This window comes from Bacteroides cellulosilyticus (assembly GCF_020091405.1).
GTDB lineage: Bacteria > Bacteroidota > Bacteroidia > Bacteroidales > Bacteroidaceae > Bacteroides.
The window spans coordinates 3501023-3528015 of record NZ_CP081903.1 but is presented as its reverse complement, the minus strand read 5'-3'; the positions used below and the strand labels follow the sequence as shown (position 1 = coordinate 3528015).

The 26993-nt window shown below is 45.6% G+C and carries 16 protein-coding genes; 12 read left to right on the top strand and 4 right to left on the bottom strand.

Annotated features, from left to right (window positions below):
- Positions 1-2: 2 nt before the first annotated feature.
- Positions 3-1184: a class I SAM-dependent rRNA methyltransferase gene (locus K6V21_RS12700; RefSeq protein ID WP_129616829.1), complete on the top strand. Its 1182-nt coding sequence runs from the start codon at positions 3-5 to the stop codon at positions 1182-1184.
- Between the two features lie 179 nt (positions 1185-1363).
- On the opposite strand, the gene K6V21_RS12695 is transcribed toward K6V21_RS12700, so the two are convergent.
- The 3 genes from K6V21_RS12695 to K6V21_RS12685 form a co-directional block, all read right to left on the bottom strand.
- A complete protein-coding gene (locus K6V21_RS12695; RefSeq protein ID WP_224318768.1) occupies positions 1364-1687 on the bottom strand; it encodes a HigA family addiction module antitoxin in 324 nt (107 codons plus the stop codon).
- A gap of 7 nt (positions 1688-1694) precedes the next feature.
- Positions 1695-2018: a type II toxin-antitoxin system RelE/ParE family toxin gene (locus K6V21_RS12690; RefSeq protein ID WP_217715667.1), complete on the bottom strand. Its 324-nt coding sequence runs from the start codon at positions 2016-2018 to the stop codon at positions 1695-1697.
- Positions 2019-2106: 88 nt separating this feature from the next.
- Positions 2107-4926 carry a glycoside hydrolase gene (locus tag K6V21_RS12685; protein ID WP_224322036.1) on the bottom strand — a complete coding sequence of 940 codons (2820 nt, stop codon included), beginning with the start codon at positions 4924-4926 and terminating at the stop codon, positions 2107-2109.
- Positions 4927-5341: 415 nt separating this feature from the next.
- On the opposite strand from K6V21_RS12685, the gene K6V21_RS12680 reads away from it, so the two are divergent.
- From K6V21_RS12680 to K6V21_RS12650, 7 genes are all read left to right on the top strand, one after another.
- Positions 5342-6598 carry a nucleoside permease gene (locus tag K6V21_RS12680; RefSeq protein ID WP_217715668.1) on the top strand — a complete coding sequence of 419 codons (1257 nt, stop codon included), beginning with the start codon at positions 5342-5344 and terminating at the stop codon, positions 6596-6598.
- Between the two features lie 42 nt (positions 6599-6640).
- Positions 6641-7243 carry a bifunctional nuclease family protein gene (locus K6V21_RS12675; protein ID WP_217715669.1) on the top strand — a complete coding sequence of 201 codons (603 nt, stop codon included), beginning with the start codon at positions 6641-6643 and terminating at the stop codon, positions 7241-7243.
- Positions 7244-7247: 4 nt separating this feature from the next.
- Positions 7248-7946 carry a 16S rRNA (uracil(1498)-N(3))-methyltransferase gene (locus tag K6V21_RS12670; protein WP_224318765.1) on the top strand — a complete coding sequence of 233 codons (699 nt, stop codon included), beginning with the start codon at positions 7248-7250 and terminating at the stop codon, positions 7944-7946.
- A gap of 24 nt (positions 7947-7970) precedes the next feature.
- Positions 7971-9521, top strand: coding sequence for a DUF4836 family protein (locus K6V21_RS12665; protein ID WP_217715671.1), 1551 nt, complete (start codon positions 7971-7973; stop codon positions 9519-9521).
- 12 nt (positions 9522-9533) lie between these two features.
- Entirely contained in the window at positions 9534-10178 is a 645-nt protein-coding gene (locus K6V21_RS12660) for an ATP-binding cassette domain-containing protein (RefSeq protein WP_007215518.1), read from the top strand.
- 198 nt (positions 10179-10376) lie between these two features.
- Positions 10377-11588: an ABC transporter permease gene (locus K6V21_RS12655; RefSeq protein ID WP_224318762.1), complete on the top strand. Its 1212-nt coding sequence runs from the start codon at positions 10377-10379 to the stop codon at positions 11586-11588.
- Between the two features lie 5 nt (positions 11589-11593).
- Positions 11594-13513, top strand: a complete 1920-nt coding sequence (locus K6V21_RS12650; protein ID WP_224318760.1) for a biosynthetic peptidoglycan transglycosylase — start codon at positions 11594-11596, stop codon at positions 13511-13513.
- A 149-nt stretch (positions 13514-13662) separates the two neighbouring features.
- Here the strand turns inward: K6V21_RS12650 and K6V21_RS12645 are convergent, their stop codons facing one another.
- Entirely contained in the window at positions 13663-17766 is a 4104-nt protein-coding gene (locus K6V21_RS12645) for a hybrid sensor histidine kinase/response regulator transcription factor (protein WP_224318757.1), read from the bottom strand.
- Between the two features lie 584 nt (positions 17767-18350).
- On the opposite strand from K6V21_RS12645, the gene K6V21_RS12640 reads away from it, so the two are divergent.
- Genes K6V21_RS12640 through K6V21_RS12625 form a run of 4 tightly spaced genes read left to right on the top strand, consistent with a single transcriptional unit; the run spans position 18351 to position 26973 of the window.
- On the top strand, positions 18351-21494 hold the full coding sequence (locus K6V21_RS12640; protein ID WP_224318753.1) for a SusC/RagA family TonB-linked outer membrane protein: 3144 nt from the start codon (positions 18351-18353) through the stop codon (positions 21492-21494).
- A gap of 19 nt (positions 21495-21513) precedes the next feature.
- Positions 21514-23223, top strand: coding sequence for a RagB/SusD family nutrient uptake outer membrane protein (locus tag K6V21_RS12635; RefSeq protein WP_224318751.1), 1710 nt, complete (start codon positions 21514-21516; stop codon positions 23221-23223).
- 18 nt (positions 23224-23241) lie between these two features.
- The gene (locus tag K6V21_RS12630) at positions 23242-24621 is read left to right on the top strand and encodes a glycan-binding surface protein (protein WP_217715677.1); all 1380 of its coding nucleotides are present in this window, start codon (positions 23242-23244) and stop codon (positions 24619-24621) included.
- Positions 24622-24660: 39 nt separating this feature from the next.
- The gene (locus K6V21_RS12625; protein WP_224318749.1) at positions 24661-26973 is read left to right on the top strand and encodes an endo-1,4-beta-xylanase; all 2313 of its coding nucleotides are present in this window, start codon (positions 24661-24663) and stop codon (positions 26971-26973) included.
- The last annotated feature ends 20 nt before the right edge of the window (positions 26974-26993 follow it).

Here is a 26993-nt window from a genome sequence, read left to right as displayed (position 1 = left end):
GCATGTACAAAGTATATCTCAAATCCGGCAAAGAAGAGTCATTAAAACGTTTCCATCCCTGGGTGTTTTCAGGTGCCATCGCTCATTTCGACGGTGAACCCGAAGAAGGTGAAGTAGTTGAAATCTACACTTCCAAGAAGGAATTCATAGCCAAGGGGCATTTCCAAATAGGCAGCATCGCCGTGCGCGTGCTTTCTTTTCATCAGGATGAAGCTATTGATTCTGATTTTTGGAAACGCAAACTCAGTATTGCCTATGAGATGCGTCGCAGCATTGGCATTGCTGAAAACCCGACTAATAACACTTACAGACTGGTACATGGCGAGGGAGATAACCTTCCCGGGTTGATCATTGATATTTATGCCCGCACGGCCGTAATGCAAGCACACTCTGCCGGTATGCACCTCGACCGCATGGAAATAGCCAATGCCCTGAGTGAAGTGATGGGTGATAAAATAGAGAATATCTATTATAAATCAGAAACGACTCTCCCCTTCAAAGCCGACCTCTACCCTGAGAATGGATTCCTGAAAGGTGGCAGCACAGATAATGTGGCAATGGAATATGGCTTAAAATTCCATATCGACTGGCTGAAAGGACAAAAAACGGGCTTCTTCGTGGATCAACGCGAGAACCGCGCACTGCTGGAACGCTATGCTAACGGACGTTCTGTGCTGAATATGTTCTGTTATACCGGTGGCTTCTCTGTTTATGGTATGCGTGGTAATGCCGAACTGGTACATTCTGTAGACAGTTCCGCCAAGGCTATTGACCTCACGAACAAAAATATTGAATTGAATTTCCCCGGTGATACCCGCCATGCCGCTTTTGCCGAGGATGCTTTCAAATATCTGGATCGTATGGGCGACCAGTACGATCTGATAGTTCTGGATCCACCCGCATTTGCCAAACATCGCGATGCCCTGCGCAATGCGCTGCAAGGTTACCGCAAGCTGAATGTGAAAGCTTTCGAAAAGATCAAACCGGGCGGTATTCTATTCACCTTCTCCTGCTCACAAGCTGTCAGCAAGGAGAACTTCCGCACGGCGGTCTTTACGGCTGCCGCAATGTCAGGTCGCAGTGTGCGTATTCTGCACCAACTGACGCAGCCGGCTGACCATCCGGTAAGTATTTACCACCCCGAAGGAGAATACCTGAAAGGGTTGGTGCTGTATGTGGAATAGCTAAACTATAAAGACTGATTACTCCGCTACGCAGAATAAAGTATACAAAAATAAAAAAAGGAGGAGGATGTATCAAAATGCTGCGCTATGTGCGGTCGAATGATTATTCGCCCGAAATGCACAAAGTGACTTTGGACACATCCTCTTTCTTTTTATTTGTACAAACGAACGTCGGAAGGTTACAGAAAAGAGGCACACAATTTACGTACTTCGTTCCAGCGGTCCTGCGTTTTCTTATCAGCACGTGCCACTTGCATATTGTAACGCATCTGCATATTAAGCAGCATTTCAGGGTCAAGCCCCAGAGCCGCCTCAAAAAGTAAGGCGAGTTCCGCATTCACCGGACGTTTACCGTTCAGTATTTCATTCAACTGTGAATAAGCAATCCCCATCTGACGGGCCAAGGCGCGCTGGGAGATTTTACGATATTCAATTTCATCTTTCAGTATCTCACCGGGATGAATAGGATAGAAAGGAGTTAATTTATTTGCAATCATAGTCATACTCTACTCATTTATAATGGTTAGACAATTCCAATATATTACACACTCTGACAAAAAACTCATCAATATCAGGATTTAATGAAATCGTAAATTCAATACGATACTTATCAGTAACCCTTATTGAAGATATTCCCTCTTTATCGCCTCGAAGCACTTCATAATTAAGAGAACTAATCTTATATAAGTCTTCTTCTCTGCTTGCCTCCTCCAGCCGATAAATGCATCTTGCATACCGCTTTATCACATCCGGCTGAAAGCGATGCTTCTTGTCACTGCATTTACCGGTAATATAAAGTTCTTTAAGGTATTCTTTATCAAAAGTAACTATCATAATCAGTAGTTTGTTCGTCGCAAAGATACATATTTAGAATGACATCATTCACAAAATTGCGAACAAAAAAAGAACAAAACACCCTGTATCAATCATTCCCTATCGTATAATCCGACTCATTCTTCACCCCGATAATCATTCGTTGATTGATATCGGCATGAAAGAGTGCGTTCAACTCTTCCCAGGTAAGTTGCTCTACAGGCCGGAAAGCGTCAGACTTTACATATCGTAGCAAGGAGGTACGGAACTGCCTTCCTTCAGGCATATCAGCGATGGCGCGAAGATCCGTCATGCAGACTAATAATTTCCCTTTGCCGACAGCAAACTCGAAAACCAACCCCAACTTATGATTCCGCTCGATGTTATCCACCACCTGAATCAGCGGACGGTATTCACCGCGAGTCGCATTCAGTATCATAGGGCGTGAATTACGGGTAATGCTCCACCATTGCCAATCACTATGATTCTCTGTTGGAAAGTATTTCAGCAACGGATGCATGGGATCGGTCAAGATGGACAGTGTTCCGGAAGACACTTCCTTTCCGGCATTCTCGGAGATAGTCTTGAACATTGAAAAATTCCAATAGTCAGGAGTAAACATACCGCTCACACTCTGCACAAGAATACTGTCATGCTCAGGAATAAACAAAACAGACGCACCGTTCTCCAACTTCTTTTTTAAGTCACCATCCAACCGGGAAGTTACATAGACGGAAACTTCCGATTCAGCAGATTCATCGGGATACACCCAAAGATGGTAATAATTGCGATACTCACCTGTGAACAGAGTCAATGTCAGACGCCGAGCTTCCTTTATCGCAGAGAGAGAAAGTTCAATACTCCCCACACGTCCCACTTCACCCTGAGGGACGGAAGCAGACAATTGCCCTTCGCGTTTCCAACCGCCATTATCAGATGCTAAACTCCAACGGACAGGTTCATTCCAATCGCCTTCCACATAATTAGAAAGAGCAACATCTATGTGAAGCGGTTGAGTATTCAGCCAACAATGATCCTTCATCAATGCCAAAGGAACAAGAGGTGCACAGAAACCATAAAAAGTTTCGGGGGCAACGATACCCTTGCTATCCATAAAGGCATCCAGAATACCCACTAATGCGGAACCTTGTCCGGGATAATCCTGCAAATCAAGCAACTGGAAGCCACCAAAACCGGGAGTACGGAAAGCATATTCCATATCCGCTTTATAACACTCTATCGAGAAACGTCCGGTAGCCTGGTGAAAAGTTTTTGCCTGAGAAGAAAGATGGTTCTCTTTCAGACGATCACGAAAAATCTCAAGATTATAAGGATGAAGCACCCCGGTATATTTCGCTATCTGACCGTAATCGGGATAGATTTGAAACTGACAGTTTTCATGCCCCACTACAGGACGGGGACAGTGCGCAATGGCACCGGAATAGTCTTTATCCGTAGCCGGACGCGTATTATTCAAAATGCCACCCTTCTCAGCATCTACGTACGCAAAGGAAGTACGTACATGAGTCGTATATCCGTCTCCACCACCTACACGGCAGGTCACAAAGAAATCTTCTCCATCCTGCGGACCTTTCCAACCAAGGTTATTATTGGAACCGAAGCAATACAAATGACGATTATCCCGATTGCGGAAATCATCGAGCCATTCACGCACCACATCTATCTCCACATCCAACTCATTACCCAGACCCAGCATCATAAATGAAGGGTGATTCCCAAAGTGTTCCAGCAACATGTCCCCTTCCCTTTTCAGAAAATCGTTCAGGACCGTATTTTCACGCTTGATATACCCCCATAAAGGCAACTCAATCTGATAATAGATACCTTCGATATCGGCAGCCTCCAGCGCAGCACGCGGCGGAGTGAAAGAATGACAGCGATAATGATTAATACCGTATTGTTTAGCTATGCGGAATACACGCTGCCAGGGCGCTACATCCATCGGACCGTAACCGGTCAGGGGAAAAACACAGGCATCATGTTTCCCACGCAAAAAAGTTTTATAACCATTTATCACAAATTGCGTACCCTCCACTTCAAACTTGCGCATACCGAAATCTACCATCCGGCTATCCCGGTTTTTCCCGGCATGGAGCGCAATGTTCAGTTTGTAAAGTGCGGGATGAAATTCACTCCACAGTAATGGTTTATCACCCATATTCACAGGAAGCTCAATCCGATTTCGTCCTTTCTTCAATCGCACGGCAAGTTGCTGGGGAGACAAGGTGTGTGTTTCAGAAGTATTCCAGGCATATCCATCGACATCCAGTATCGCTTTTCCGTCTTTGTCCGCATCGACTTCCACTATAACTAATGCTTGTTTCTTATCCACTTCCGGATATACCTGTACCGACTGGATATAAGAAACCGGAACTGCCTCGATATAAAATTCTCCCAGAATGCCGTTCCAATTCGTTTGCGTAGCATCTGTCCAGGCATGAGAGCCCTGTATTTCTTTAGGGACAGAAGTCGGTGAGTTATCGATCCTGATTTTCAGCTGATGCTTCCCTACCGCCAGGGCAGGCAGCTCATACCGGTGAGGCGCATACAGATGACCATAGCTACCGATACTGTCACCATCTACCCACACAGTGCTTGGTTTGGTACGCTCCATCATCAAAAACAGTTTCTTACCCCGGAAACTCTCAGGGATATTTATTTCACGGGTATAAATCACTTTACCACTATAAGGATAGAGACGTGTTAACTGATACGTCACCAGCGTATCCCGGTTTCTTTCACCCAGTCGGTTTTCATCTGTCGTACCGGGCAGGCGACAGGTGCCTAAAGAACTCTCCCACTCTCCCGCTAACTGGATTTGCTCCCGCAAAGAAGTGTAACCTTGTGCAGTAATCTGTGCCATCATGCTCATACATAACGCAGCAGTCAATAAGATTCTGTTTTTCATCATTTCTCGATTTATGAAGCAAAGGTAAGCAAGGGATAGAAGATTAACTAATACTATCTTTGCCAAAAATGCACTTTACTCTCTCATAAATGGGACAAAAGCCGCCCTGTAATCTAAAAGATGTTAAACCAAAGAAGAAAATTAGTAAAACGTTATGTTGTATAACATAAAACCTCTACATTTGCACTGTGTTTTTCATGGTATTAGATTTAAGGTTAATAAAGATTGGCTGTCTGGGATAGATAGCCTTCTTTTTTTATATACCTCTTAGCCATTCCGCTTTTCATCATCTATTCTTCACCTTTCTTCACTTTTATGCGCTTTTTATTAATTAACTTGCTCACGCAATCAACGAAAATATTATATTTGCATCTATTATTTAATGTGAAAAGAAAACACACAAATTAGAAAAGTCATGAGTATAAAAGTTCGTTTGATTATCATGAACTTCCTGCAATTCTTCGTATGGGGGTCATGGTTAATTTCATTAGGAGGTTACATGGGTAGAGAACTACACTTCGAAGGAGGCCAAATCGGCGCAATCTTCGCAACCATGGGCATTGCCTCTCTAATTATGCCCGGCATCATTGGTATCATCGCCGATAAATGGTTCAATGCTGAACGTTTATACGGACTTTGCCACATTATAGGAGCCGCATGCCTTTTCTATGCCTCTACCGCTACGGGATATGACCAGATGTATTGGGCAATGTTACTCAATTTATTGGTATATATGCCTACTTTATCACTGGCCAATACAGTTTCGTACAATTCACTTGAACAATATAAGTGTGATCTGATCAAGGATTTCCCACCCATTCGCGTATGGGGAACCATTGGGTTTATCTGTGCGATGTGGGCAGTAGACCTTACCGGATTCAAGAATTCAAGCGCCCAACTTTATGTAGGTGGTGCATCTGCATTAATGCTGGGGCTGTATGCTTTCACCCTGCCGGCATGTAAGCCTGCCAAGACCGGAAACAAATCACTGCTTTCTTCTTTAGGACTGGATGCATTTGTATTATTCAAAAGAAAGAAAATGGCTATTTTCTTCTTGTTTTCCATGCTTCTGGGAGCAGCGTTACAGATTACCAATACGTATGGTGACCTTTTCCTGGGTAGTTTTGCCAGTATTCCGGAATACGCAGATTCCTTTGGCGTGAAACATTCGGTTATCCTGCTATCCATCTCACAAATGTCCGAAACATTATTTATTCTTGCCATACCTTTCTTCCTGAGACATTTCGGAATCAAGCAGGTTATGCTGATCAGTATGTTTGCATGGGTATTCCGGTTCGGATTGTTCGGCTTTGGAGATCCGGGATCCGGCTTGTGGATGTTAATCCTATCCATGATTGTTTATGGCATGGCATTCGATTTCTTCAACATTTCGGGTTCGTTGTTTGTTGAACAAGAAACCAATTCCAATATCCGCGCCAGTGCCCAGGGATTATTCTTTATGATGACCAACGGTTTGGGCGCCATTATTGGAGGATACGCCAGCGGTGCCGTAGTAGATGCTTTCTCAGTATATGCCGACGGAAAACTGGTAAGTCGTGAGTGGCCTGAGATTTGGCTTATTTTTGCTGCTTACGCACTGGTCATCGGCATATTGTTCGCCTTGGTGTTCAAGTACAAGCATCGGCCGGAAGAAGCAGTAAATAAAAAGTAAGTAAGCAAGTGGTTGGCAGTTGTCACCACTCAGAAAAAGATTATGGATAAAAAGAAAAAAATAGAACTGGAAGTACTAAACATCTCCAACAGTCAGGAACAGGCAGGAGCTTATGCCCTCGTATTAGGAGAAGTGGAGGGTGCCCGTCAATTACCGGTTATCATCGGTGCGGCAGAAGCACAAGCGATGTTAATCAGCCTGAAGGGAATTGTTCCGCCACGCCCGTTGACCCACAACCTTTTCGCTTCATGTCTGGAAGTATTAGGGGTAAACATGATGCGTGCCCTTATTTACAGGGTAGACAACGGTGTATTCTATTCTTATATCTATCTGAAAGCAGACGATGCTATCATTCGTATGGACGCCCGTACATCAGATGCAGTCGCAATGGCTTTACGGATGAAAGCTCCGATCTTTATCTACGAAGAAATTCTGGAGTCGGAACAACTTAAAACCGGAAAGGAAAGCGAAGCGGGAAGCGTAGCTCCTATGGGAGAGAATCCTTCTCCACACGAAGATGAATTCTTCCATGAAGACACAATGGAAATGCTGCAAAAAGCTTTGCAGGAAGCTATAGCCAATGAGAATTACGAACGCGCCGCCCACATCAGGGATGAAATTTCCAAACGAAAAGAACAGCAATAAACTTATGCACGTATTCTATACACCCGACATACAAACCCGTGCCGAACTTCCCGAAGAAGAAGCCCAGCACTGCGTCCGCGTACTGCGCCTTAATATCGGTGATCAGATTACGCTGACGGACGGTAAAGGTAATTTCTATCGCGCAGAAATCAGTGCCGCCACCAATAAACGTTGCATGGTAAACATCCTGGAAACCATTTATCAGGAACCTTTATGGAACGGGCATCTGCACATTGCAATGGCCCCTACCAAGAATATGGACCGTACAGAATGGTTTGCAGAAAAAGCTACTGAGATAGGCTTCGATGAACTGACTTTCCTGAACTGTCGTTTCTCTGAACGGAAAGTCATCAAAACAGAGCGTATCAGCAAGATATTGGTATCTGCCATCAAACAATCCCTCAAAGCACGTTTGCCACAACTGAACGAGATGACGGATTTCAATAAGTTCATCACACAGCCCTTCAGAGGGCAAAAGTTCATTGCGCACTGTTACGAAGGAGAAAAGCCGCTGCTGAAAGATGTGTTCCGCAAAGGAGAAGATGCACTGGTATTGATAGGTCCGGAAGGGGATTTCAGTGAAGAAGAAGTACAAAAGGCTATAGAAAACGGCTTTACCCCCATCAGTCTGGGTAAGTCGAGGCTACGCACAGAGACGGCGGCTCTGGTGGCTTGCCATACACTGAACTTGCAAAATCAATGATAATCACATTTTAATAAGAATTGTATGAAGAAAAGTTTGTTTCCCCGTTTGGCGTTGATGGCTGTAGTGGTAGCTCTTGTCAGCGCATGTTCCGAGAAGAAATTCGAATATACGAATGTTATTCCTGCCAATGCCTCTACGGTAGTCAGTATCAACATGAAATCATTGGTTGATAAAGCAGGGCTCAATGACAAGGAGAACAAAGAAGCGCAGCAAAAGCTGACAGATGCTATGAAGAGTGGCATGAATGCCGCAACATTCCAGCAAGTGGAAATGATTATGAAAGATCCGAAGAAATCGGGAATCGACGTATCGGCACCTTTATACGTTTTCAATACTGAGACATTTCCCACTACTGTAATTGCAAAAGTCAGCAACGAGGACGACCTGCACGCGCTGCTGGAAACATTAGAGAAAGAGAAAGTTTGTCAGCCCCTGGCAAGTGGAGATGGCTTTCAGTTCACACAAATGGGTAATCAGGTATTCATGGCATACACTCCTTCAGTACTTATGCTAACTAATTACAAAGGTACTACTCAACTTGAAAAAATCAAGCAAGATATTCCTGCACTGCTGAAACAGACCAATGAAAACAGTATTGTTTCAACTGCCGTTTTCAAGAAAATGCAGAAAATGGGTGGAGATATCGATGCGATGCTCTCTCCGGCAAGCCTGATGGGTCCTTACGCCAATATGATCAAAGAAAGTGATATGCCTTTTAACATGAAGGATCTGAAGATGTTGGGAAGTCTTTCTTTCGAAAAAGGTAAGATCAGCATGAAATATGAAAACTTCACTGAAAGTCCTGAACTGCAAGCCTTGTTCGATAAGCAAAAGAAAGCAACTTGCCCCATAGAGAATACTTTCCTGAAATATTTCCCTAAATCGACTCTGATGTATATCAGCGCAGGTATCAACGGAGAGGAATTCTATAACCTGCTACTGGAGAACGAGCAATTCCAAAAGAACTTCTCCATTGCCAAAGCCAATGAAGTAAAAGAGTTGTTCGGCACATTCCAGAAAGATATGGCAATGGGGCTGATAAACTTCACAATGGACAATGCTCCCACTTTCCTGATGTACGCCAGCGTAAAGAGTGCGACACCCGTACAATTACTGTATGAAAAGAAGAATGAACTGGGCTTGAAACGTGGAGAAGACATCTTGAAACTGGGTGAGAACGAATATGTATATAAGTCCAGAATGCTGAATATATTCTTTGGTGTCCGCAATAATAGCTTGTATGCTACGAATGACGAAATGTTGTATAAGAGCATAGATAAAACTGTTAATCCTTCAATCAAAGATACCGAATTTGCCTCTAATATCAAAGGTAAGAATGGTGCTTTCGTTATTAACACAGAAGCGGTTCTCGCTTTGCCGATTGTGAAAATGCTGTCGGAATACGGTGGTTCACAATATGCAACGGCTTTTGCTCTGGTTGATAAGATAGCTTATGTAGAAGCAACCGGCAATTCCAATAATGATGCAGACATGGTCATTCAGCTGAAAGACAAGAATGTAAATGCATTGAAACAGATCGTAAACTTCATCAAAGGGTTTGCAGGCATCTAATCCCGATAAATAATGGAAATCATTCATCTGAGGCAAACACTTCCCCAAGTGTTTGCCGACCGGGATGCCATCACGTCCGACGTGTGGCATCAAGACCTTGTGCTACGAAAAGGAGAGCGGTATCTGATAGAAGCTGCTTCCGGCACAGGCAAATCTTCTCTATGCAGCTATATCTACGGATATCGCCGCGATTACCAGGGTATCATCAACTTTGATGAACGTAATATCCGTTCGCTTTCCATTCATGAGTGGGTGGAACTGCGGAAACATTCGCTGAGCATGCTGTTCCAGGAGCTGCGCATCTTCCCGGAACTGACGGCTTTGGAAAACGTTCAGTTGAAGAACCGACTCACCAATTATAAGAAGAAAAAAGAAATCCTTGCACTTTTTGAAACACTCGGTATCGCTGAGAAAGTAAACGAGAAAGCCGGAAAGCTATCTTTCGGACAACAGCAACGTGTAGCCTTCATCCGTGCCCTCTGCCAACCGTTCGATTTCATCTTTCTGGATGAACCTATCAGCCACCTGGATGATGATAACGGCACACTTATGGGACGCATGCTGACCGAAGAAGCCGAACGGCAAGGCGCAGGAATAATTGTTACTTCCATTGGAAAACATATAGAATTAGAATATAATAAAGTGATGAAACTATAAATGATAATTTAGCGGCTTCGCCGCTAAATTAAGTTACGAGCTACGAGCTACCAGTAACGAGTTGCTGCGCTGTACTCGTGGGCGAATAATAATTCGCCCGGCTATCACGCCGAAAGGTACTTGTCACTTGTAGCTTGTAGCTCGTTACTTATCGCGCTTTGCCGCTAAATTATCATTTAACAAAAACATATAATTTCAATGAACAAGCTTGTTTGGAAACTTCTTCGCCAGCACATCAGCATCGGACAATTAAGTGGCTTTTTTCTCGCCAACATCTTCGGTATGCTGATTGTACTGTTGAGCGTGCAATTTTATAAAGACGTTCTTCCCGTCTTCACGCAGGGAGACAGTTTCATGAAGAAGGATTATATCATCGCTACCAAAAAGATCAGCACTCTTGGCAGCATTACCGGACAAAGCAATACTTTTTCCAAAGATGAAATCAAGGAGCTGGAAGCACAACCTTTTACACGCAGCGTAGGCGCCTTCACACCTACCCTTTTCAAAGTATCGGCAGGGTTGGGAATGCAACAAGCCGGTATCCGTATTTCTACGGATATGTTTTTTGAATCTGTTCCCGATGCTTTTGTCGATGTCAGCCTGGACAAGTGGCACTTTGATGAAGGTACACAAACCATACCTATCATCATTCCCCGCAATTATCTGAACCTTTACAACTTTGGTTTTGCGCAAAGCCGTAACTTGCCGAAATTATCGGAAGGTGTGATGGGACTGATACAAATGGATATCAACATGCGTGGCAACGGACGTGCAGAACAATACAAAGGAAATATCGTCGGTTTCTCCAACCGGTTGAATACCATCCTTGTTCCTCAATCCTTTATGGAGTGGGCAAATCAGAATTTCTCCCCCGAACGGGAAGCGCAACCCTCCCGCCTCATCGTGGAAGTAAAGAATCCCACAGATACAGCCATCACCGACTACTTCCAACAAAAGAACTATGAAACCGAAGGAGACAATCTGGATGCCGGAAAAACAACCTATTTCCTCCGCCTCATCACAGGTATTGTTTCGGGGGTAGGACTATTTATCAGTATCTTGTCTTTTTATATCCTGATGTTAAGTGTATTCTTGCTGCTTCAGAAGAATACGGCAAAGTTAGAAAACCTGCTATTAATAGGTTACAGCCCTTCTAAAGTCGCATTGCCCTATCATGTATTGACTGTAGGCTTGAATTTACTGGTACTGCTCCTCGCCGTCATTGGTGTAGTCTGGTTAAGATCTTACTACACCGGAGTCCTGCAAACTCTTATTCCACAACTGGAAACAGGCTCTCTTCTGCCCTGTATCCTTGCCGGAAGTATCTTATTTATAGTGGTATCCGCTTTAAACATCCTCCTGATACGAAAGAAAGTTCTCTCCATCTGGAAAGGAAACAGAGAAAAGTAAAGAGTATGATAAAACGAAAAATAACCAAAGTAATAGTAGCATGTCTCATGCTGCTATTTCTTTTATCAACAGGTATTTTCATCTTCCGGGGAAGCCTACTGCGCCATATCGCAGATAAACGCATTGTCAGACTGGAACAGCGTTACGGATTGGACATCAGTTACAATAAACTCCACATGAAGGGGTTGAATACGATTTCTATCGACGGACTGAATGTGGTTCCACAGAAAAGAGATACATTGCTTTCCCTTCAATCTCTCAATATCCGTATCGGTCTTTGGAAACTGCTGTGGGGAGATATCAAGATCAAAGAAGTCCGCCTGGACGGACTCTCACTCAATTTCATAAAAAAAGACTCTACAGCCAACTATGATTTCCTTTTCCTGCCCTCTTCCGAAGTAACTGCCTCCAATGAAAGCAATACCAGTACCGATTACACCCGTCGCATCAATACAACATTAAATCTCCTTTTCGGCCTGTTACCCGGAAACGGTGAACTCACCCATCTTACAATCACTGAGCGGAAAGACCGTAATTTCGTCAGCTTCCGTATTCCCCGCTTTGTGATTGATGACTATCATTTCCAATCAGAAATAACAGTTCTGGAAGACAGCCTGAACCAACAATGGAATACCGAAGGAGAATTTAATCCTTCGGAAAGGCGATTGCATGCAACTTTACATGCTCCACAACTGACTGTTCCTTATATCCACCGCCGATTCGGTGCAGAAGTACAGTTCGACAGTCTGACGTGCAACTTCTCACAAGAAAAAGCAAGCAACGGGCTCACATATCTGGTTGGCCAATCGGAAGTACGGGGATTGCAGGTATATCATAAGCGGTTGTCGCCCGAGACGATCAACCTGGATCGCGGACAACTGGATTTCCACGTAAATGTCAGTCCGCAAGCCGTAGAACTGGATAGTACCAGCCTTGTACGTTTCAATGCACTGACCTTCCATCCTTATTTAAAGGCAGAACGTGTCGGAAAAAGTACAGGCAAGAAAGAGTGGCATTTTATAGCTTCTGTTCGGAAACCCTGGTTCCCTTCGGAAGAGTTGTTCGGTTCATTGCCCAAAGGACTTTTCGAAAACCTGGAAGGTCTCGGTACTACCGGACAATTAGCTTATCACTTTCTATTGGATGTGGATTTCTCGCAACTGGATAGCTTGAAGTTTGAGTCGGAACTGAAAGAAAAAGATTTCCGTATTCTCCACTATGGAAAGACGGATTTAGGTAAGATGTCCGATGAGTTTATCTATACAGCGTACGAGAGCGGACAACCCGTATACACCTTCCCAGTCGGTCCGTCATGGGAGAATTTCACACCCTTGGACAGTATTTCTCCTCTGCTGCAAATGTCTGTCATGCAGAGCGAGGACGGAGCTTTCTTCTATCACCGGGGATTCCTTCCGGATGCCATGCGAGAAGCTCTGATTCATGACCTGGAAGTTCGCAAGTTTGCCCGCGGAGGTAGCACGATCTCCATGCAATTGGTGAAGAATGTTTTCCTGAACCGTAACAAAAACATTGCCCGCAAACTGGAAGAAGCGCTTATCGTCTGGCTCATCGAAACCGAACACCTCACTCCGAAGGCACGCATGTACGAAGTTTACCTGAACATAGCGGAATGGGGGCCTATGGTTTACGGCATCCACGAAGCGGCATCTTTCTACTTTAACAAACGCCCCTCACAGTTAAGTTTAGAAGAAAGTATTTTCCTGGCTTCTATCGTTCCTAAACCGAAACACTTCAAAAACTCATTTACGGCAGATGGGCGGTTGCAAGAAAGCCAGGAAGGCTACTTCCGCCTGATTGCGGAAAGATTAGCCAAGAAAGAAGTGATAACTGATGCACAAGCGGCACAGGTAAATATTAATAATGTGGTACTAAAAGGAGTGGCTAAATCAAGTTTTTGTAAGTGAAGGTTGGCAATAAAGCAAAACTGATCAGTTACGAGCTACAGGCTACAGGCTACAAGTAGCTGCGCTATGTTCCGAAAGGCACTTGTAGCTTGTAGCCTGTAGCTCGTAACTGATTCATAACCGCTCAATAATAAATAAATTCCTAAAACTTACCCCTGATGCGCCAACATATACTCCTTAGGCGACATCCCATGCACCTCCTTGAAAGAACTGGAGAAATGTGACAGATTCGTATACCCCGTAGCATACGCCACTTCGGAAACCGTCAGTTTCTTCTCTTTCAGCAGTGCGGCAGCCTGTTGCAAACGGATATTCTTGATAAAATCACGTGCCGAAAGGTTGGTCAGTTCTTTCAGCTTCCGATGTACATGGACGCGACTTAAACCGACATTTGCCGCCAACATCTCTACATTCAAATCCGGATTGGAAAGGTTCTCATTGATAACCTTCATTATCTTGCTCATCAATATCTCATCCGCCGATTTCATGCTCAGCTTCTGCACCTTGTCCTCTTGCTGTTGTGCACCACTGAATTTACTCTTCAGCAGTTTACGGTTAGCAAGCAAGTTGGCAATCGTACTCTTCAGCAGTTCCGTATTGAAAGGCTTCACCATATAAGCATCCGCACCGGTTGCCATTCCCTCCATGGTATCTTCGGGTTTCGACTTGGCAGTCAATAAAATTACAGGCACATGATTGACATTCGTATTCTGCTTAATCTTCCGGCAAAGTGACAGACCATCCATTTCCGGCATCATAATATCGCTGATTACAAGATCAGGAGTATCTGCAAGAATAGTATCATAAGCCTCCCTGCCATTCTTCCGGGTCATTATCCGATAGTCCCCTTCCAATTCTTCTTTCAGATAAGAAAGAATCTCCTCCTCATCTTCCACTATCAATATGCGCATACGGTTCTTTGCCTTACCGGTCTTCTTGCTTTCCTCATCCTCTTCACCCTCTCCTTCTTCAAAGACTTCCTCCAAGTCCGTTTTTTCCGGTTTAACCAGCACGGCATGAGGGGTGATGAGTGCTTCCACATCTTCCAGTTCGTCCGTACGCAGATGGGCTGAACCTAAAGGAATACGAATCACGAAACGACTGCCCGGAGCATCCTCCCTGTTCTCTGCCAAGATAATGCCATGATGCAGTTCCACCAATGAACGGGACAAATGCAAGCCGATACCCGTACCGAAATTCGACTTCGTCACATCATTATCTATCTGATAGAAACGCTCGAATATACGCTCTATCTTCTCCCGGTCGAGTCCGATACCACTATCCGTGACCGTTATTTCAAAATATTCCTTCAGAGGATCGCGACGGGTGGCATCGCGCCCGGTAGAAAGCGAAACCGTAATTTCACCCTGCTCCGGTGTATACTTGAAGGCATTGGAGAAGATATTCATCAATATCTTGTCGAAGTTATTCATATCCACCCATACCTTCAACTGCGGCATAGTGTGTTCGAAGCTGAAATGTATCTTCTTCTTCCGCGCCATATAATCGAAGGTAAGCATCACATCATCAATGAAACCAACCATATCCGTTTCACGGAACTTCATGAACATCTGTCCCTTATCTAGTTTACGAATGTCCATCAACTGATTTATCAGACGAAGAATACGTTGTGCATTCCGGTAAATCATCAGATAAGTCTTTTGTACTTCCCCTCCCTTCTTTTCAGCCAACAATTTCTCCAGGGGATTAATGATCAGCGTCATCGGAGTACGTATTTCATGCGAGATGTTGATAAAGAACTGCAGCTTTGCTTCATTCAGTTGTTCGGCATGTTCGCGCTTCATGATTTCACGGCGGTGGCGCATACGCGACAGGATATAGTTCACAATGCCCAATACAAGCAAGCCGAGCAGAAAAACATAAATGCAATATGCCCACCACATTTCATACCAGGGCGGAGTAATCAGAATCTTAACCGTACGTATCTCCGAAAGATTGCCGTGACTCAGCGCCCGCACATGGAAAGTATATTTGCCCGGCGGAAGATTATTATAAGTCACCCTGTTCACACCCGGCTCGGTGCTAAGCCACTGGTTACTCAGTTCTCCAATCTTATACTGATAGGATATCTGCTCCGGATTGTTATACTGCAACGTGGAGAAGACGATACTGAACGTATTATCGTAATGAGCCAGTTGAAACATGTTCGCATCCGTCACAGACGTATAGATAACGGTATGTCTTCCCGAACGCGTATTTTTCCGCACAGGCTGATTGAAGATAAAGAAGTCCGTAATCCAGACCTTGGTGTCTTTCAGCACACTCCCTATGGATAAAGGCTGGAAATAGGTAATACCATTTATACCGCCGAAATAGACTTTTCCCGCCTGATCTTTATAGAATGCGCCGTGCGTGAACTCGTTTCCCTGCAATCCGTCGCCCGCATAATAATTGATGTAACGGTTGTTTTCAACATTATACTTACAGATACCCATATAGGTACTGATCCACATATTATGTTCCTCATCCTCGCAAATTCCACAGATTACATTATTAGGCAAACCATCCGCCACCGTAAAACAGGTCAGTTCTTCGGTCTTCTTGTTGAAGCGATAGAGTCCGTCCGTCGTACCTGCCCAAATATTTCCGGCATGGTCTTCCTGCAAGACATATCCCACCCGGTCTTCAATCAGAGTATTCACATTGCGGTAGTTAATGAAACTCTCATTCACCGGATTGAAGCAACTGATACCTTTATAATGCCCCAGCCAGATCATTCCCTCACTATCACAAAAGATGTAGTTCACCCAGTCATTTGCCAGTTCATTCCGGGTCAGGTCGCCCGACTCGTCTTTAGATGACTCATAATGCTTCAACTCCTTCGTCACCAGATTATAGCGGTAGAAACCCGAACCGAAAGTAGCGATATAAAGGTTCTTATGCCGGTCTTCCGTAATCGAGAAAATCTTCTCATTATCCACCGGTAGCGGATATTCACACTCACCGGTTCTCCGGTTTAGTTTTGCCAGTCCCCGGGTGTACGTGCCGAGCCAGAAATCTCCGTCCGTATCCTCGTACATACACATAATAGTATTAGCCATCGAACGCGGGTTATTGCCGGGCTGATAATGCCGCAGCCTCTTTCCTTCCGCATCCAGTTCAAAGATTCCCTCATTGTCCGCTCCTACCCACAGGTGACGGTTACTGTCCTGATAGATGGACATTACACATCCTTGTCCGATGGGATTATAATAAATGGACTTGTTGCCATAATACTCAAACGGATTCTCCTGCTTCGGCATCAGTACAATACCCTTCTGAAACAACCCCACCCACAGGTTCTTGTCCCGGTCTTCCATGATAGCGTGTATCTTTCCCTCCGAAAAATCCAGCGGCGCGGAATTGATGCTATAATCCTCTATCTTCCCGGTCATCCGGTTGTAAGTCTTCAGGCCCTGGCCGTCGGTGCCTATCAGCAGACGGTCGTCCACCAGCGTCAGACAATAGATGGACAACTCCTCGCTACCCGTATAGGGTACAGGAATAAAGCGGTTCTGCTCACGATCATAACGGGACAAGCCATGCTTTTGAGTGCCGATGAACAGATTCCCGTACTTATCTTCACCGATAGCCGACACATAGTTATCATTAATCACCGGATATCTGAACACACGAACTTCCTGCGTAGCGGGCAGATAGCAAATCAGCCCATGCCCTTCCGTACCAATCCAGATATTATAATCAGAATCTTCGTATAAATTCGACTGGAAGTTATAATTCACTTGCCTCATGATGGCATCAATGGACTCCGCCTGCTGCTTCTCTTCGTCCAAGCGGAAAATACCCTGTCCGGTAGTTACCACCCAGATCTCACCATTATGCAATTTCTGCATCTGCGTGATGTGCGGAAAAACCCGCTTGCCCGCGCGTATCATTGGAATCTCCCGGAAAGTATCCGTTTCCGAATCATACTTCATCAACCCGTCAATGCAACCTACCAACAAATTCTGCCGACTGTCTTCAAAAAGCGTGCGCACATAATTGTTTTTGATGGAGGTGGAATCGCCGGACACATGTTTATAGTTAGAAAAGCGAAGTCCGTCGAAGCGGTTCAGTCCATACTCAGTAGCTATCCAGATAAACCCGCGCTTATCCTGAAAGATCTGGTTGATAAGACTGCTGGACAATTCGTTATTAGTAGAATAGAACTTACCGGTTTGTGCCGCCAAAGGCAGGACAGTCAAACACAGCAATAAGACTATAAGGAGGACTTTGTTAAGAACTGTTTTCATGGCATTTTATACTTAAAGGCAAGCAAAGATAAGAAAAACTTTCGAAATGGGCAGGGAAGCCATTGCATATATGCTCTTTATCTCTTCCGCATTATACCTAAAGGAACGGAACCTTAAACCCTTTCACCAGGAAGCCTTATACATTCATTGCAAAAGATGGCATCTTTTACATCGAAAGGTGGCATCTAATGATACAAAAGATGGCATCTTTTACAGCAAAAGATGCCACCTTTTGCATCAGCCCTCTTATTGATGCAGATGAAAGGAATAAATGATATAAGTGAAAGGAATATGGGATTTATCACTTAATTATTTATCTTTCGGGCATCAACAACCGCGGGACGTAACACCAGCAAATGATTTTGTAACATAGGGAAAAGTCATGTTACATTTAAATGTAACACAGGCTACAATTAAATACCTGTTTCTCCATTTTATAAAATACCTTTGTCACAAGCGAAAAGCAATGTTTAACCCTTTAATTTGATAAATGTAAATATGGAAACTTGAAAATGAAAAACATGTCTTCACATCTTTAATAAAGAAAGAGAATATTATTGTTATCCAACTAAATTAATTTCAGTATGAAATGCACAAATTATTGTTTTAAGCCTTTGGGGCTTCTATTCTTATTATGCCTGATACCTCTATGGGCATTTTCACAGAATATCACTGTGAAAGGTGTGGTGAAGGACGCCACAGGAGAATCGGTTATCGGTGCGAGCGTAGTGCAGAAAGGCACCAGCAACGGTATTATTACCGACATCGACGGTAACTTTACACTGAATGTTCCATCCAACAGTACCATCGTAATTTCATTTGTGGGCTACAAGACACAAGAAATTCCTGTAGCCGGGAAGACACAAATCAATGTTACGATGAAGGAAGATACTGAGATGCTGGACGAAGTCGTGGTAGTGGGTTACGGACAGATGAAACGTTCGGACCTGACGGGTTCGGTGGTATCTGTAAACGACCAGGCCATCAAGAAGTCCGTTCCGACTTCTATCGATCAGGTGTTGCAAGGCCGCGCTGCCGGTGTGCAGATTCAGGCAAACTCCGGTACACCGGGTGCAAGCTCTGCCATCCGTATCCGTGGTATCAACTCACTGAACGCCACCAACCAACCTATCTTCGTGATTGACGGAGTAGTAGTGGATGCCGCCACAGATGACGAAACGAATAACCCGCTGTCGAGCATCAACCCGTCGGACATTGTTTCAATGGACGTACTGAAAGATGCCTCCGCCACTGCCATCTACGGTGCACGTGCCTCAAACGGTGTCATCATGATTACTACCAAACGCGGACAAGCAGGTGAAGCCACCATCACTTATGACAGTTACATCGGCTGGCAGAATATGCCCAAGCACCTGGATATGATGAACCTGCGTGAATATGCCGAACATCACAATGCCCGTGCCGCAGCAGGTATCGTCACCCAAAGCAGCGCCTTCGTACGCCCCGACATGCTGGGTGAAGGAACCGACTGGCAGGACGAACTTTTCCAGAACGCTATGATGACCAGCCACAACCTGTCTATAACAGGCGGCAGCGATAAGGCTACTTATGCCATCAGTGCCGGTTATCTGGACCAGGATGGTATAGCGCTGGGCTCAGGCTTCAAACGCCTCTCCCTGCGCGGAAATCTTGATGCACAGGTAAAGAAGTGGCTGAAGGCGGGAATTAATTTCTCACTGGCAGACTCTAAACAAAAGGTAGGTTGCGACAACAATATTATTATGAATGCTTTGCAACAGCAGCCTTCCGTAGCAGTAACCAATGCTGATGGCGGTTTCGACGGACCGGACGACGTGTGGATGCCGGTGAACCCGGTAGCTTACGCAACCATTCGCGACAATTATAATAAGAAGATAAACTTCCGCTTTAATACTTATCTGGAAGCCACACTGCTGGACGGACTGTCATTCAAGACGGAGCTCTCTGCCGATTACAATCTGAATAAGTTCTATTATTACGAACCCGACTACAAGTTCGGGGTAATCACCAACGACACCCGTACCGGACGTTGGACAAAGACGGACACCAAATACTGGTCATGGCGCAATATCCTTACTTACAATAAGACCTTCGCACAAGTGCATAGCATCAACGTCATGCTGGGACAGGAAATGTCGCAGTCACATTGGGAAACACAGGTGAGCAACGCAACAGGCTACCTGAGCAACTCAACCAAAGACCCCAGTGCAGGTGACGTGTCCAAATCAAGCGGTACCGGATCACAGAGCGACAACTCCATCGCTTCATTCTTCGGACGCGCCTTCTATTCGTATGACGACCGCTATCTGCTTACCGCTACCCTGCGCCGCGACGGTTCTTCTAAATTCGCCCGCGGCAACCGTTGGGGATGGTTCCCGTCTGCTGCATTGGGTTGGAAACTTTCCAATGAATCTTTCCTGAAAGACAACGACGTGATCAATAACCTGAAACTCCGCTTCGGCTGGGGTGCAACAGGTAACCAGAATGTAGAGAACTGGGCTTATATGGCCATGCTTTCATCCAAAACCACCCCGTGGGGCGTAGGTGTGCTGACAGGAAACACCCCCAATCCCGAACTGAAATGGGAAACTACTTACTCCACCAACATCGGTTTGGACCTCAGTCTCTTCCAGAACCGCATCGAGTTCATTGCAGACGTATATTACAAGAAGACCAAAGATCTGCTGCTTCAACTTCCGTTACCCTCTTACCTCGGTTCGGCAGGTGCCGGTTCGGCCAGCAATCCATGGGCAAACGTCGGATCACTCGAAAATAAAGGTATAGAATTGACCTTGAACACAGTGAACATTGATAAGAAAGGGTTCCAATGGCGTTCTAACTTCGTATTCTCATTGAACCGCAACAAAGTCCTGGAACTGGATACGGAAAGCGCTTCTATCGAAAAGACCTACAGTGTAGGCAGCGAGAACAGCGTAGTGACCCGTACCGTTGTAGGGCAGCCTATCGGACAATTCTGGGGATACAAAGTGATCGGCCGTTTCGACAAAGCCGAAGACTTCTATTATAAAGATAAAGAGGGGAACGTGAAACCCGTCGCTCTGCCTGCCGGTTCTTCCATCGAAGAAGGAAAGACCTGGATCGGCGACTACATCTTTGCCGACCTGAACAATGACGGTGTCATCGACAACAACGACTGTACCTTCATCGGTAATCCCGAACCCAAGTTTACTTACGGCATCGGCAATACATTCTCCTGGAAAGGTTTCGACCTGACTATTTTCCTCTCCGGCTCTTACGGTAACGATGTGCTGAACTACAATCGCCGTTACATAGAAAACCCGCGCGTAAACAGCAACCTGCTGAAGAGCGCAGCCAACTATGCCGTATTGGAAAGAATAAACCCGGACGGTCCGGATGATTTCCGCAACCTGCGTGTGGCTAACACAAGCACCACTCTGCCGCGCATCTCGGCTTCTACCACGAATGCCAACAACCGCGTCAGCGACCTTTACATCGAAGACGGCTCGTACCTGCGTATTCAAAACATCTCATTGGGCTACACACTCCCCAAGAAGTGGGTGAACAAGCTGAACCTGCAGAATGTGAAAGTATATGCCAACCTGCAAAACGTATACACATGGACCAACTACTCCGGTTACGACCCCGAAGTGGGCTGTATGTATGGCGATGCTCTGATGAACGGTCTGGACTACGGCCGCTATCCCTCACCGCGTATTTATACATTCGGTTTAAACGTTTCTTTCTAACCTAAAAATGAGAAAACAAATGAAAAGCAAATTAATACTTATAATGGCTTTGGCCGGTGGAATGGCACTGGCAAGCTGCGAGGATTTTCTGGATCAGGAAAACACTACGAACCTCAACCAGGAAACTTTCTTCGACAGCGATGCGGCTATCACAGCTGCAACAGCTCCGCTTTACAACTATGTATGGTCCAGCTTCAACGAGAAAGCCTATTACTCCATGGGCGACGGTCGTGCCAATAACATCACCGCTCAATATTCGGACTATATCTATCCGTATACCAACCTGAACGAAACTTCACTCGCCGCCGGACTCGACGATGCTTGGGGAGCTTTCTACTCGGTAGTGGCGCAAGCCAACAATACGATCAACAACATCCGGAATCATGCTTCTGCCAACGTAAGTGAGACAGCCAAGACCCAAGGCATAGCCGAAGCACGCTTCATGCGCGGAACAGCCTATTGGTATCTGGCCTCCCTCTGGGGACTGGCCATCATCTACGAGAACACTTCTGACCTGGTGAACAACTACGTAGTTCCCGCCAACAACCGCACCGACGTGATGGAATTTGCCATCCGCGACCTGGAATATGCAGCCGCATATCTTTCGGACACTCCTGCACAGACCGGACGGGTCACCAAGTACAGTGCTTTCGGCATGCTCTCACGTGTATATCTCTCCATGGCCGGACTGACTGACAACGGCGAATACAATGGAAGCAACATAGCTACCGACCCGAACCGGGGTACGCGCAACACATATTATCTGGATCTGGCCAAAAAAGCAGCCTTGAAAGTTGTGGGCACTCCCAATTATGATCTGATGGATAACTATGGCGACCTCTTCACGTATGCAAACAACAATTGCAAAGAAGCGCTCTTCCAATTGCAATGGCTCTCCGGTTCCAAAGACGTTCTTCCCTGGGGAAGCATGCAGGCTATCACTACCTTCTTCGGCTGGTCTACTATGGTGACGGATGCCACCAACTGGGGCGGTGCCACTTATTGTTCCTGGGACTTATGGGACGAATATGATCCGAAAGATGTCATCCGCCGCCACTACTCTGTGGCTTCCTATGGCGAACATTATCCGGATATGAATGTCCGTGGCGGCGGCTACACGTATGGTGTGACCGAAAACCGCGGAAGCCAGGGTGCAAACATCAAGAAGTATGTGATCGGGACAAATGCCGACAATGGCGTAAGTTATCAGCAGAGTAGCGGTCTGAACACGCACATGCTCAGACTGGCGGAAGTTTATCTGAACCTGGCGGAAGCCATCCTGGGGAATGATGCTTCGACTACAGATCCTACAGCCTTATTCTATTATAACAAAGTGCGCACCCGTGCAGGCATGCCGACAAAGGCTACCAATGAAGCCATCACTTACGAGGATCTGCGCTACGAACGCCGCATCGAACTGGCCTTTGAAGGACAATACTGGTACGACTTAATCCGCCGCTCCTACTACAAACAGCAGGAAGTGGTGAACTACATGAACAACCAGAACCGCAACGCCAGCTACGACTATAACGAAACTACCGGAAAGTATGAAATCAGCGAAGATTACGTTGCTCCCGGAAAGGGTGTGGCCACAGCTACGGCCAGCAGCCTGACGCTTCCTGTTTCAGACGTAGACCAAAACAAGAACCACTATCTCAGCGGCACCATTGAAACCGTACCCTATGCTTTCGGTGAAAGAGAAGTGTCTGTAGCTGATTTATACAAATAACTTTAATACCAAACAGATATGAAAAACTTGAAATATATATGGCTCTTATGTCTTGCGCTGACCGCCGTCTGCTTCGCATCCTGCGACGACGATGACAATCAGGACAGTAAACCTATCGTAATCACAAAGATTTATCTGGAAGACTACAAGTCGGCAGTGCCCGACCGTGAAGTCCAGTTCGCCCGCCTGGGACAGTTGATCCGTATCGAGGGCAGCGGTTTCCTGGGGATGAAGCGGGTTTATATCAACGGCTATGAAACCTTCTTCAACGTGGCATACGTGGCCGATAACTCCATGCTAATTACCGTGGACAGCAAAACTCCCGTTGTAGATGCACCGGACAATGTACGCAATAAGATACGTCTGGTAAAATCGGGCGCGGAATTAGAGTACCCTTTTGAGATCCGCTCCGCAGCCCCCAGCATCTCACGCATCAGCAACACGCTGCCGCAAGCACAGGAAAAAGTGACTGTATATGGCACCGGACTGCACGAAACAAGTAAAGTGACCTTGCCCGACGGAACAGAAATCACCGCCAACATAGAAAGCGATGAAGATGGTGAATGGTATTCATTCACAATGCCTTCAGGTATCACAGCCAGCGGATCCATCACTTCGGAAGGCGCTAACGGTATCGCCATCACTCCCGCTTACTTCAATGACAGCAGTTGCATGATACTTAACTTCGACGGCAAAGGCGCACAAGGTTCGTGGAGCTGGAGCGAGACAGGCTCTATGATCAGTGCGGATGATCTTGTAAATGATCCGGATGATTCCGGTCGCGGCAAGTGCCTGCAGATTGTTCCGGACCGCCTGCTGACCGGAAATGGAGTAGCCGCTGGTAAACCGCGTGTTACCGAATGTTGGACAGTGGGTGCCGGTGAAGACGAAACGGTGGATTGGACCTACATGTATTCCCACATTCCGGCCACTACCGCCCTGACGGACGTCGCCTTCCAGTTTGACATCAATGTGCCCGATGCGTGGATCGGAACCGGACATATTCAGATCTGCCTATTCAATAATTTCAATTATGGAGGAATAGGTTCTGATGACGACGGACAGCGCACCGCATTCTATGTGCCTTACATCCAGGATGGCGCAGTAGTTCCTTTTACTACGGCTGGCTGGCAGACTGTTACTATTCCTTTCAGCGAATTCGGCTACTACAAGAAGCAATTGGAAGAGGGTACCACAACTCCTACTTTCCAGACAGTTGTCGATGACCGTCTGGCTGCCACATACCAGAACTTTGGTGTAGGTTTCGTGAATACCGACTTCACGTATGGCGGAGTAAGCATTACTTCCACACTCTTCAAGACGAAGATCTATCTGGACAACTGGCGCGTGGTTCCTTGCGCAAGCGTCACGGTTTCGGACTTCGACGATGAAGAATAAGGATGAATCACATTGTAAATGAATAAAAGAATATAGATTATGAAACTAAATAAAATCATTCTTCCGGTAATGGCTTGTGCACTGACATTGAGCGGCTGTTACGACGAAAAGATGGAATGGGGCAAACCCGACGGCCACGGTGACGTCAACATCTCCGATATTCCCCTCGCATTGAAAGAGAAACTGGCAAACTATGATTATATCAAAGCGTACGCCAAACAGTATGCACCGCATATGACCATCGGCCTCGGTTTAGGTGCCGACCAGTACATTAGCGATCCACAATACAAGCAGGTGGCTGACGATAACTTCCAGTTGTTTACAACTGGCAATGCTATGAAACATCAGGCTGTAGTAAAGTCTGACGGTAGCCTTGACTTCACCACTATAGACGCATTTCTGCAAGCTGTACCCACCGACATAAAAATCTACGGGCATAACTTCCTATGGCATACCCAGCAGAATCAGAATTATTTGAAGTCGCTCATTGCTCCTACCATGAAAGTGGAAAGCAGCGGAGGCGTTGCCAATATACTCAGCGGTGACGCAACAGACTTTAACGGCGGAACTACCGGAGGTTGGGGAAGCTGGGGTAGCAACAAAGACAGCCAGACCATTGAAGAAGGTGCAGGCTCGGACGGCACACCATGTATGGTATTGAAAAACTTAGGAGATGGTAATGCCTGGGAAGCACAATGTGGCTATACTCTCAGTGATTTTCTGCAAGTTGGTAAAACATACATGATTAAGTTCAAAGCTAAATCGACTTCAGGTGCCGGATATTTACAATTCCAATACCAGAACGGAACGACTTACGGCAGCCAAGGCGGATACAACGATTTTAATATCGGTACCGACTGGAATGACTTTGAATATGAATTTACCCCCGATTATGAAGATATAAACCGCATCATATTAAATTTTGGTAAGGTAGGCGCCACATATTACATCGATGATATTCAGTTCGGCCTTAAAGTAGAAGACCCGATGACTAATGTTCTATCCGGTGACAACAGTGACTTTGAAGGTGGTACAAAAGGCAGTTGGGGAAGCTGGGGTAACAATTCAACCACTTCGGTATCGGCAAGTGGAGAAGGCTACAACAGCAACTATTGTATTGTACTGGTTAATCCTACAGACGGAAGCGATTACTATGCAGCACAGTTGGCTTATACTTTTGACGATCCGTTGAAAGTAGGCGAAACCTATGTCATCCAGTTCTATGCCAAAACATCCCTGACAGGAGCCGGAGTACAGTTTGCAACTCAAAACAGCAATGACTATTCCGGTGAAGGATATCATGCCATTCCTTTAAGCAGTGAATGGGTATTATGCGAGCACGAATATACATGCTCCAAAGAAGGCATAAACCGCATCCTCATAAACTTTGGCAAGAATGCAGCTACTTTCTATTTAGACAATATCAAGTTTGGTGTAAAGAAAGCGACTGCACGTGCCCTAACCCGTGGAACTTCCATCACCTATGTTCCTAAATCAGCAGAAGAAAAGAAAGCCGCTTTACTCTCAGCTATGGAAGCGTGGATAAAAGGTATGGCTCAACATCCGGGAATGGAACGTGTCACTGAATGGGATGTTATCAACGAACCTATCGGCGATAACAGCAAATGGCGTGGATTCGACAATACCTTCATGGATGGAGATTCCGCACCTGTAGAAAACGAAGAAAGCGGCCTAACCTTGAACTGGGGCAATGAAGCCGGTAACGGACATTTCTACTGGGGTTACTACATTGGCAAGGAATATGCAACAAAGGCATTTGAATACGCACGCAAGTACTGTAGTACAGGAACCAAGCTGTATGTAAATGACTACAACCTCGAATCAAGTCCAAACAAACTGGCTGCTCTGATTGACTTTGTACAGTATATTGAAGATAATGGTCAGGAGGTAGACGGTATCGGTACTCAGATGCACGTATCATCCAGCATCACGAAAGATCAGGTAGACGCTATGTTCAAGACTATGGCTGCAACCGGCAAACTGATTCGAGTAACGGAATTGGACGTACAGGTAGGAACCACTACTCCATCGGCTGAACAGCTGGCCACACAGGCGGAAGTATATCAAATGATTTTTGACTCTTACCGGATTAATGTACCGCAGGCTCAACAATCAGGTATCACCATTTGGACGCTGACCGACAGCAAAAAAGAACATGAATACTGGCTGCCTAACGATGCACCGAACCTTTTCGACGCAAACTATGAACGCAAACATGCCTATAAAGGCGTATGCGATGGTATTGCCGGAAAAGATATCAGTGAAGATTTCAGCGGTGACGACTGGAAGAATGCGTATGAAACAGAAGGAGAAGAAACTCCGGCTGAATAAAGTGTGAAGACAGGAAATCC

What these genes read in the sequence shown, in the direction of transcription:
- K6V21_RS12645 (WP_224318757.1), bottom strand. Translation starts at nt 17,766, where the DNA reads ATGAAAACAGTTCTTAACAAAGTCCTCCTTATAGTCTTATTGCTGTGT.
- K6V21_RS12675 (WP_217715669.1), top strand. Translation starts at nt 6,641, where the DNA reads ATGGATAAAAAGAAAAAAATAGAACTGGAAGTACTAAACATCTCCAAC.
- K6V21_RS12650 (WP_224318760.1), top strand. Translation starts at nt 11,594, where the DNA reads ATGATAAAACGAAAAATAACCAAAGTAATAGTAGCATGTCTCATGCTG.
- K6V21_RS12685 (WP_224322036.1), bottom strand. Translation starts at nt 4,926, where the DNA reads ATGAAAAACAGAATCTTATTGACTGCTGCGTTATGTATGAGCATGATG.
- K6V21_RS12690 (WP_217715667.1), bottom strand. Translation starts at nt 2,018, where the DNA reads ATGATAGTTACTTTTGATAAAGAATACCTTAAAGAACTTTATATTACC.
- K6V21_RS12640 (WP_224318753.1), top strand. Translation starts at nt 18,351, where the DNA reads ATGAAATGCACAAATTATTGTTTTAAGCCTTTGGGGCTTCTATTCTTA.
- K6V21_RS12655 (WP_224318762.1), top strand. Translation starts at nt 10,377, where the DNA reads ATGAACAAGCTTGTTTGGAAACTTCTTCGCCAGCACATCAGCATCGGA.
- K6V21_RS12670 (WP_224318765.1), top strand. Translation starts at nt 7,248, where the DNA reads ATGCACGTATTCTATACACCCGACATACAAACCCGTGCCGAACTTCCC.
- K6V21_RS12625 (WP_224318749.1), top strand. Translation starts at nt 24,661, where the DNA reads ATGAAACTAAATAAAATCATTCTTCCGGTAATGGCTTGTGCACTGACA.
- K6V21_RS12700 (WP_129616829.1), top strand. Translation starts at nt 3, where the DNA reads ATGTACAAAGTATATCTCAAATCCGGCAAAGAAGAGTCATTAAAACGT.
- K6V21_RS12660 (WP_007215518.1), top strand. Translation starts at nt 9,534, where the DNA reads ATGGAAATCATTCATCTGAGGCAAACACTTCCCCAAGTGTTTGCCGAC.
- K6V21_RS12695 (WP_224318768.1), bottom strand. Translation starts at nt 1,687, where the DNA reads ATGACTATGATTGCAAATAAATTAACTCCTTTCTATCCTATTCATCCC.
- K6V21_RS12630 (WP_217715677.1), top strand. Translation starts at nt 23,242, where the DNA reads ATGAAAAACTTGAAATATATATGGCTCTTATGTCTTGCGCTGACCGCC.
- K6V21_RS12635 (WP_224318751.1), top strand. Translation starts at nt 21,514, where the DNA reads ATGAAAAGCAAATTAATACTTATAATGGCTTTGGCCGGTGGAATGGCA.
- K6V21_RS12680 (WP_217715668.1), top strand. Translation starts at nt 5,342, where the DNA reads ATGAGTATAAAAGTTCGTTTGATTATCATGAACTTCCTGCAATTCTTC.
- K6V21_RS12665 (WP_217715671.1), top strand. Translation starts at nt 7,971, where the DNA reads ATGAAGAAAAGTTTGTTTCCCCGTTTGGCGTTGATGGCTGTAGTGGTA.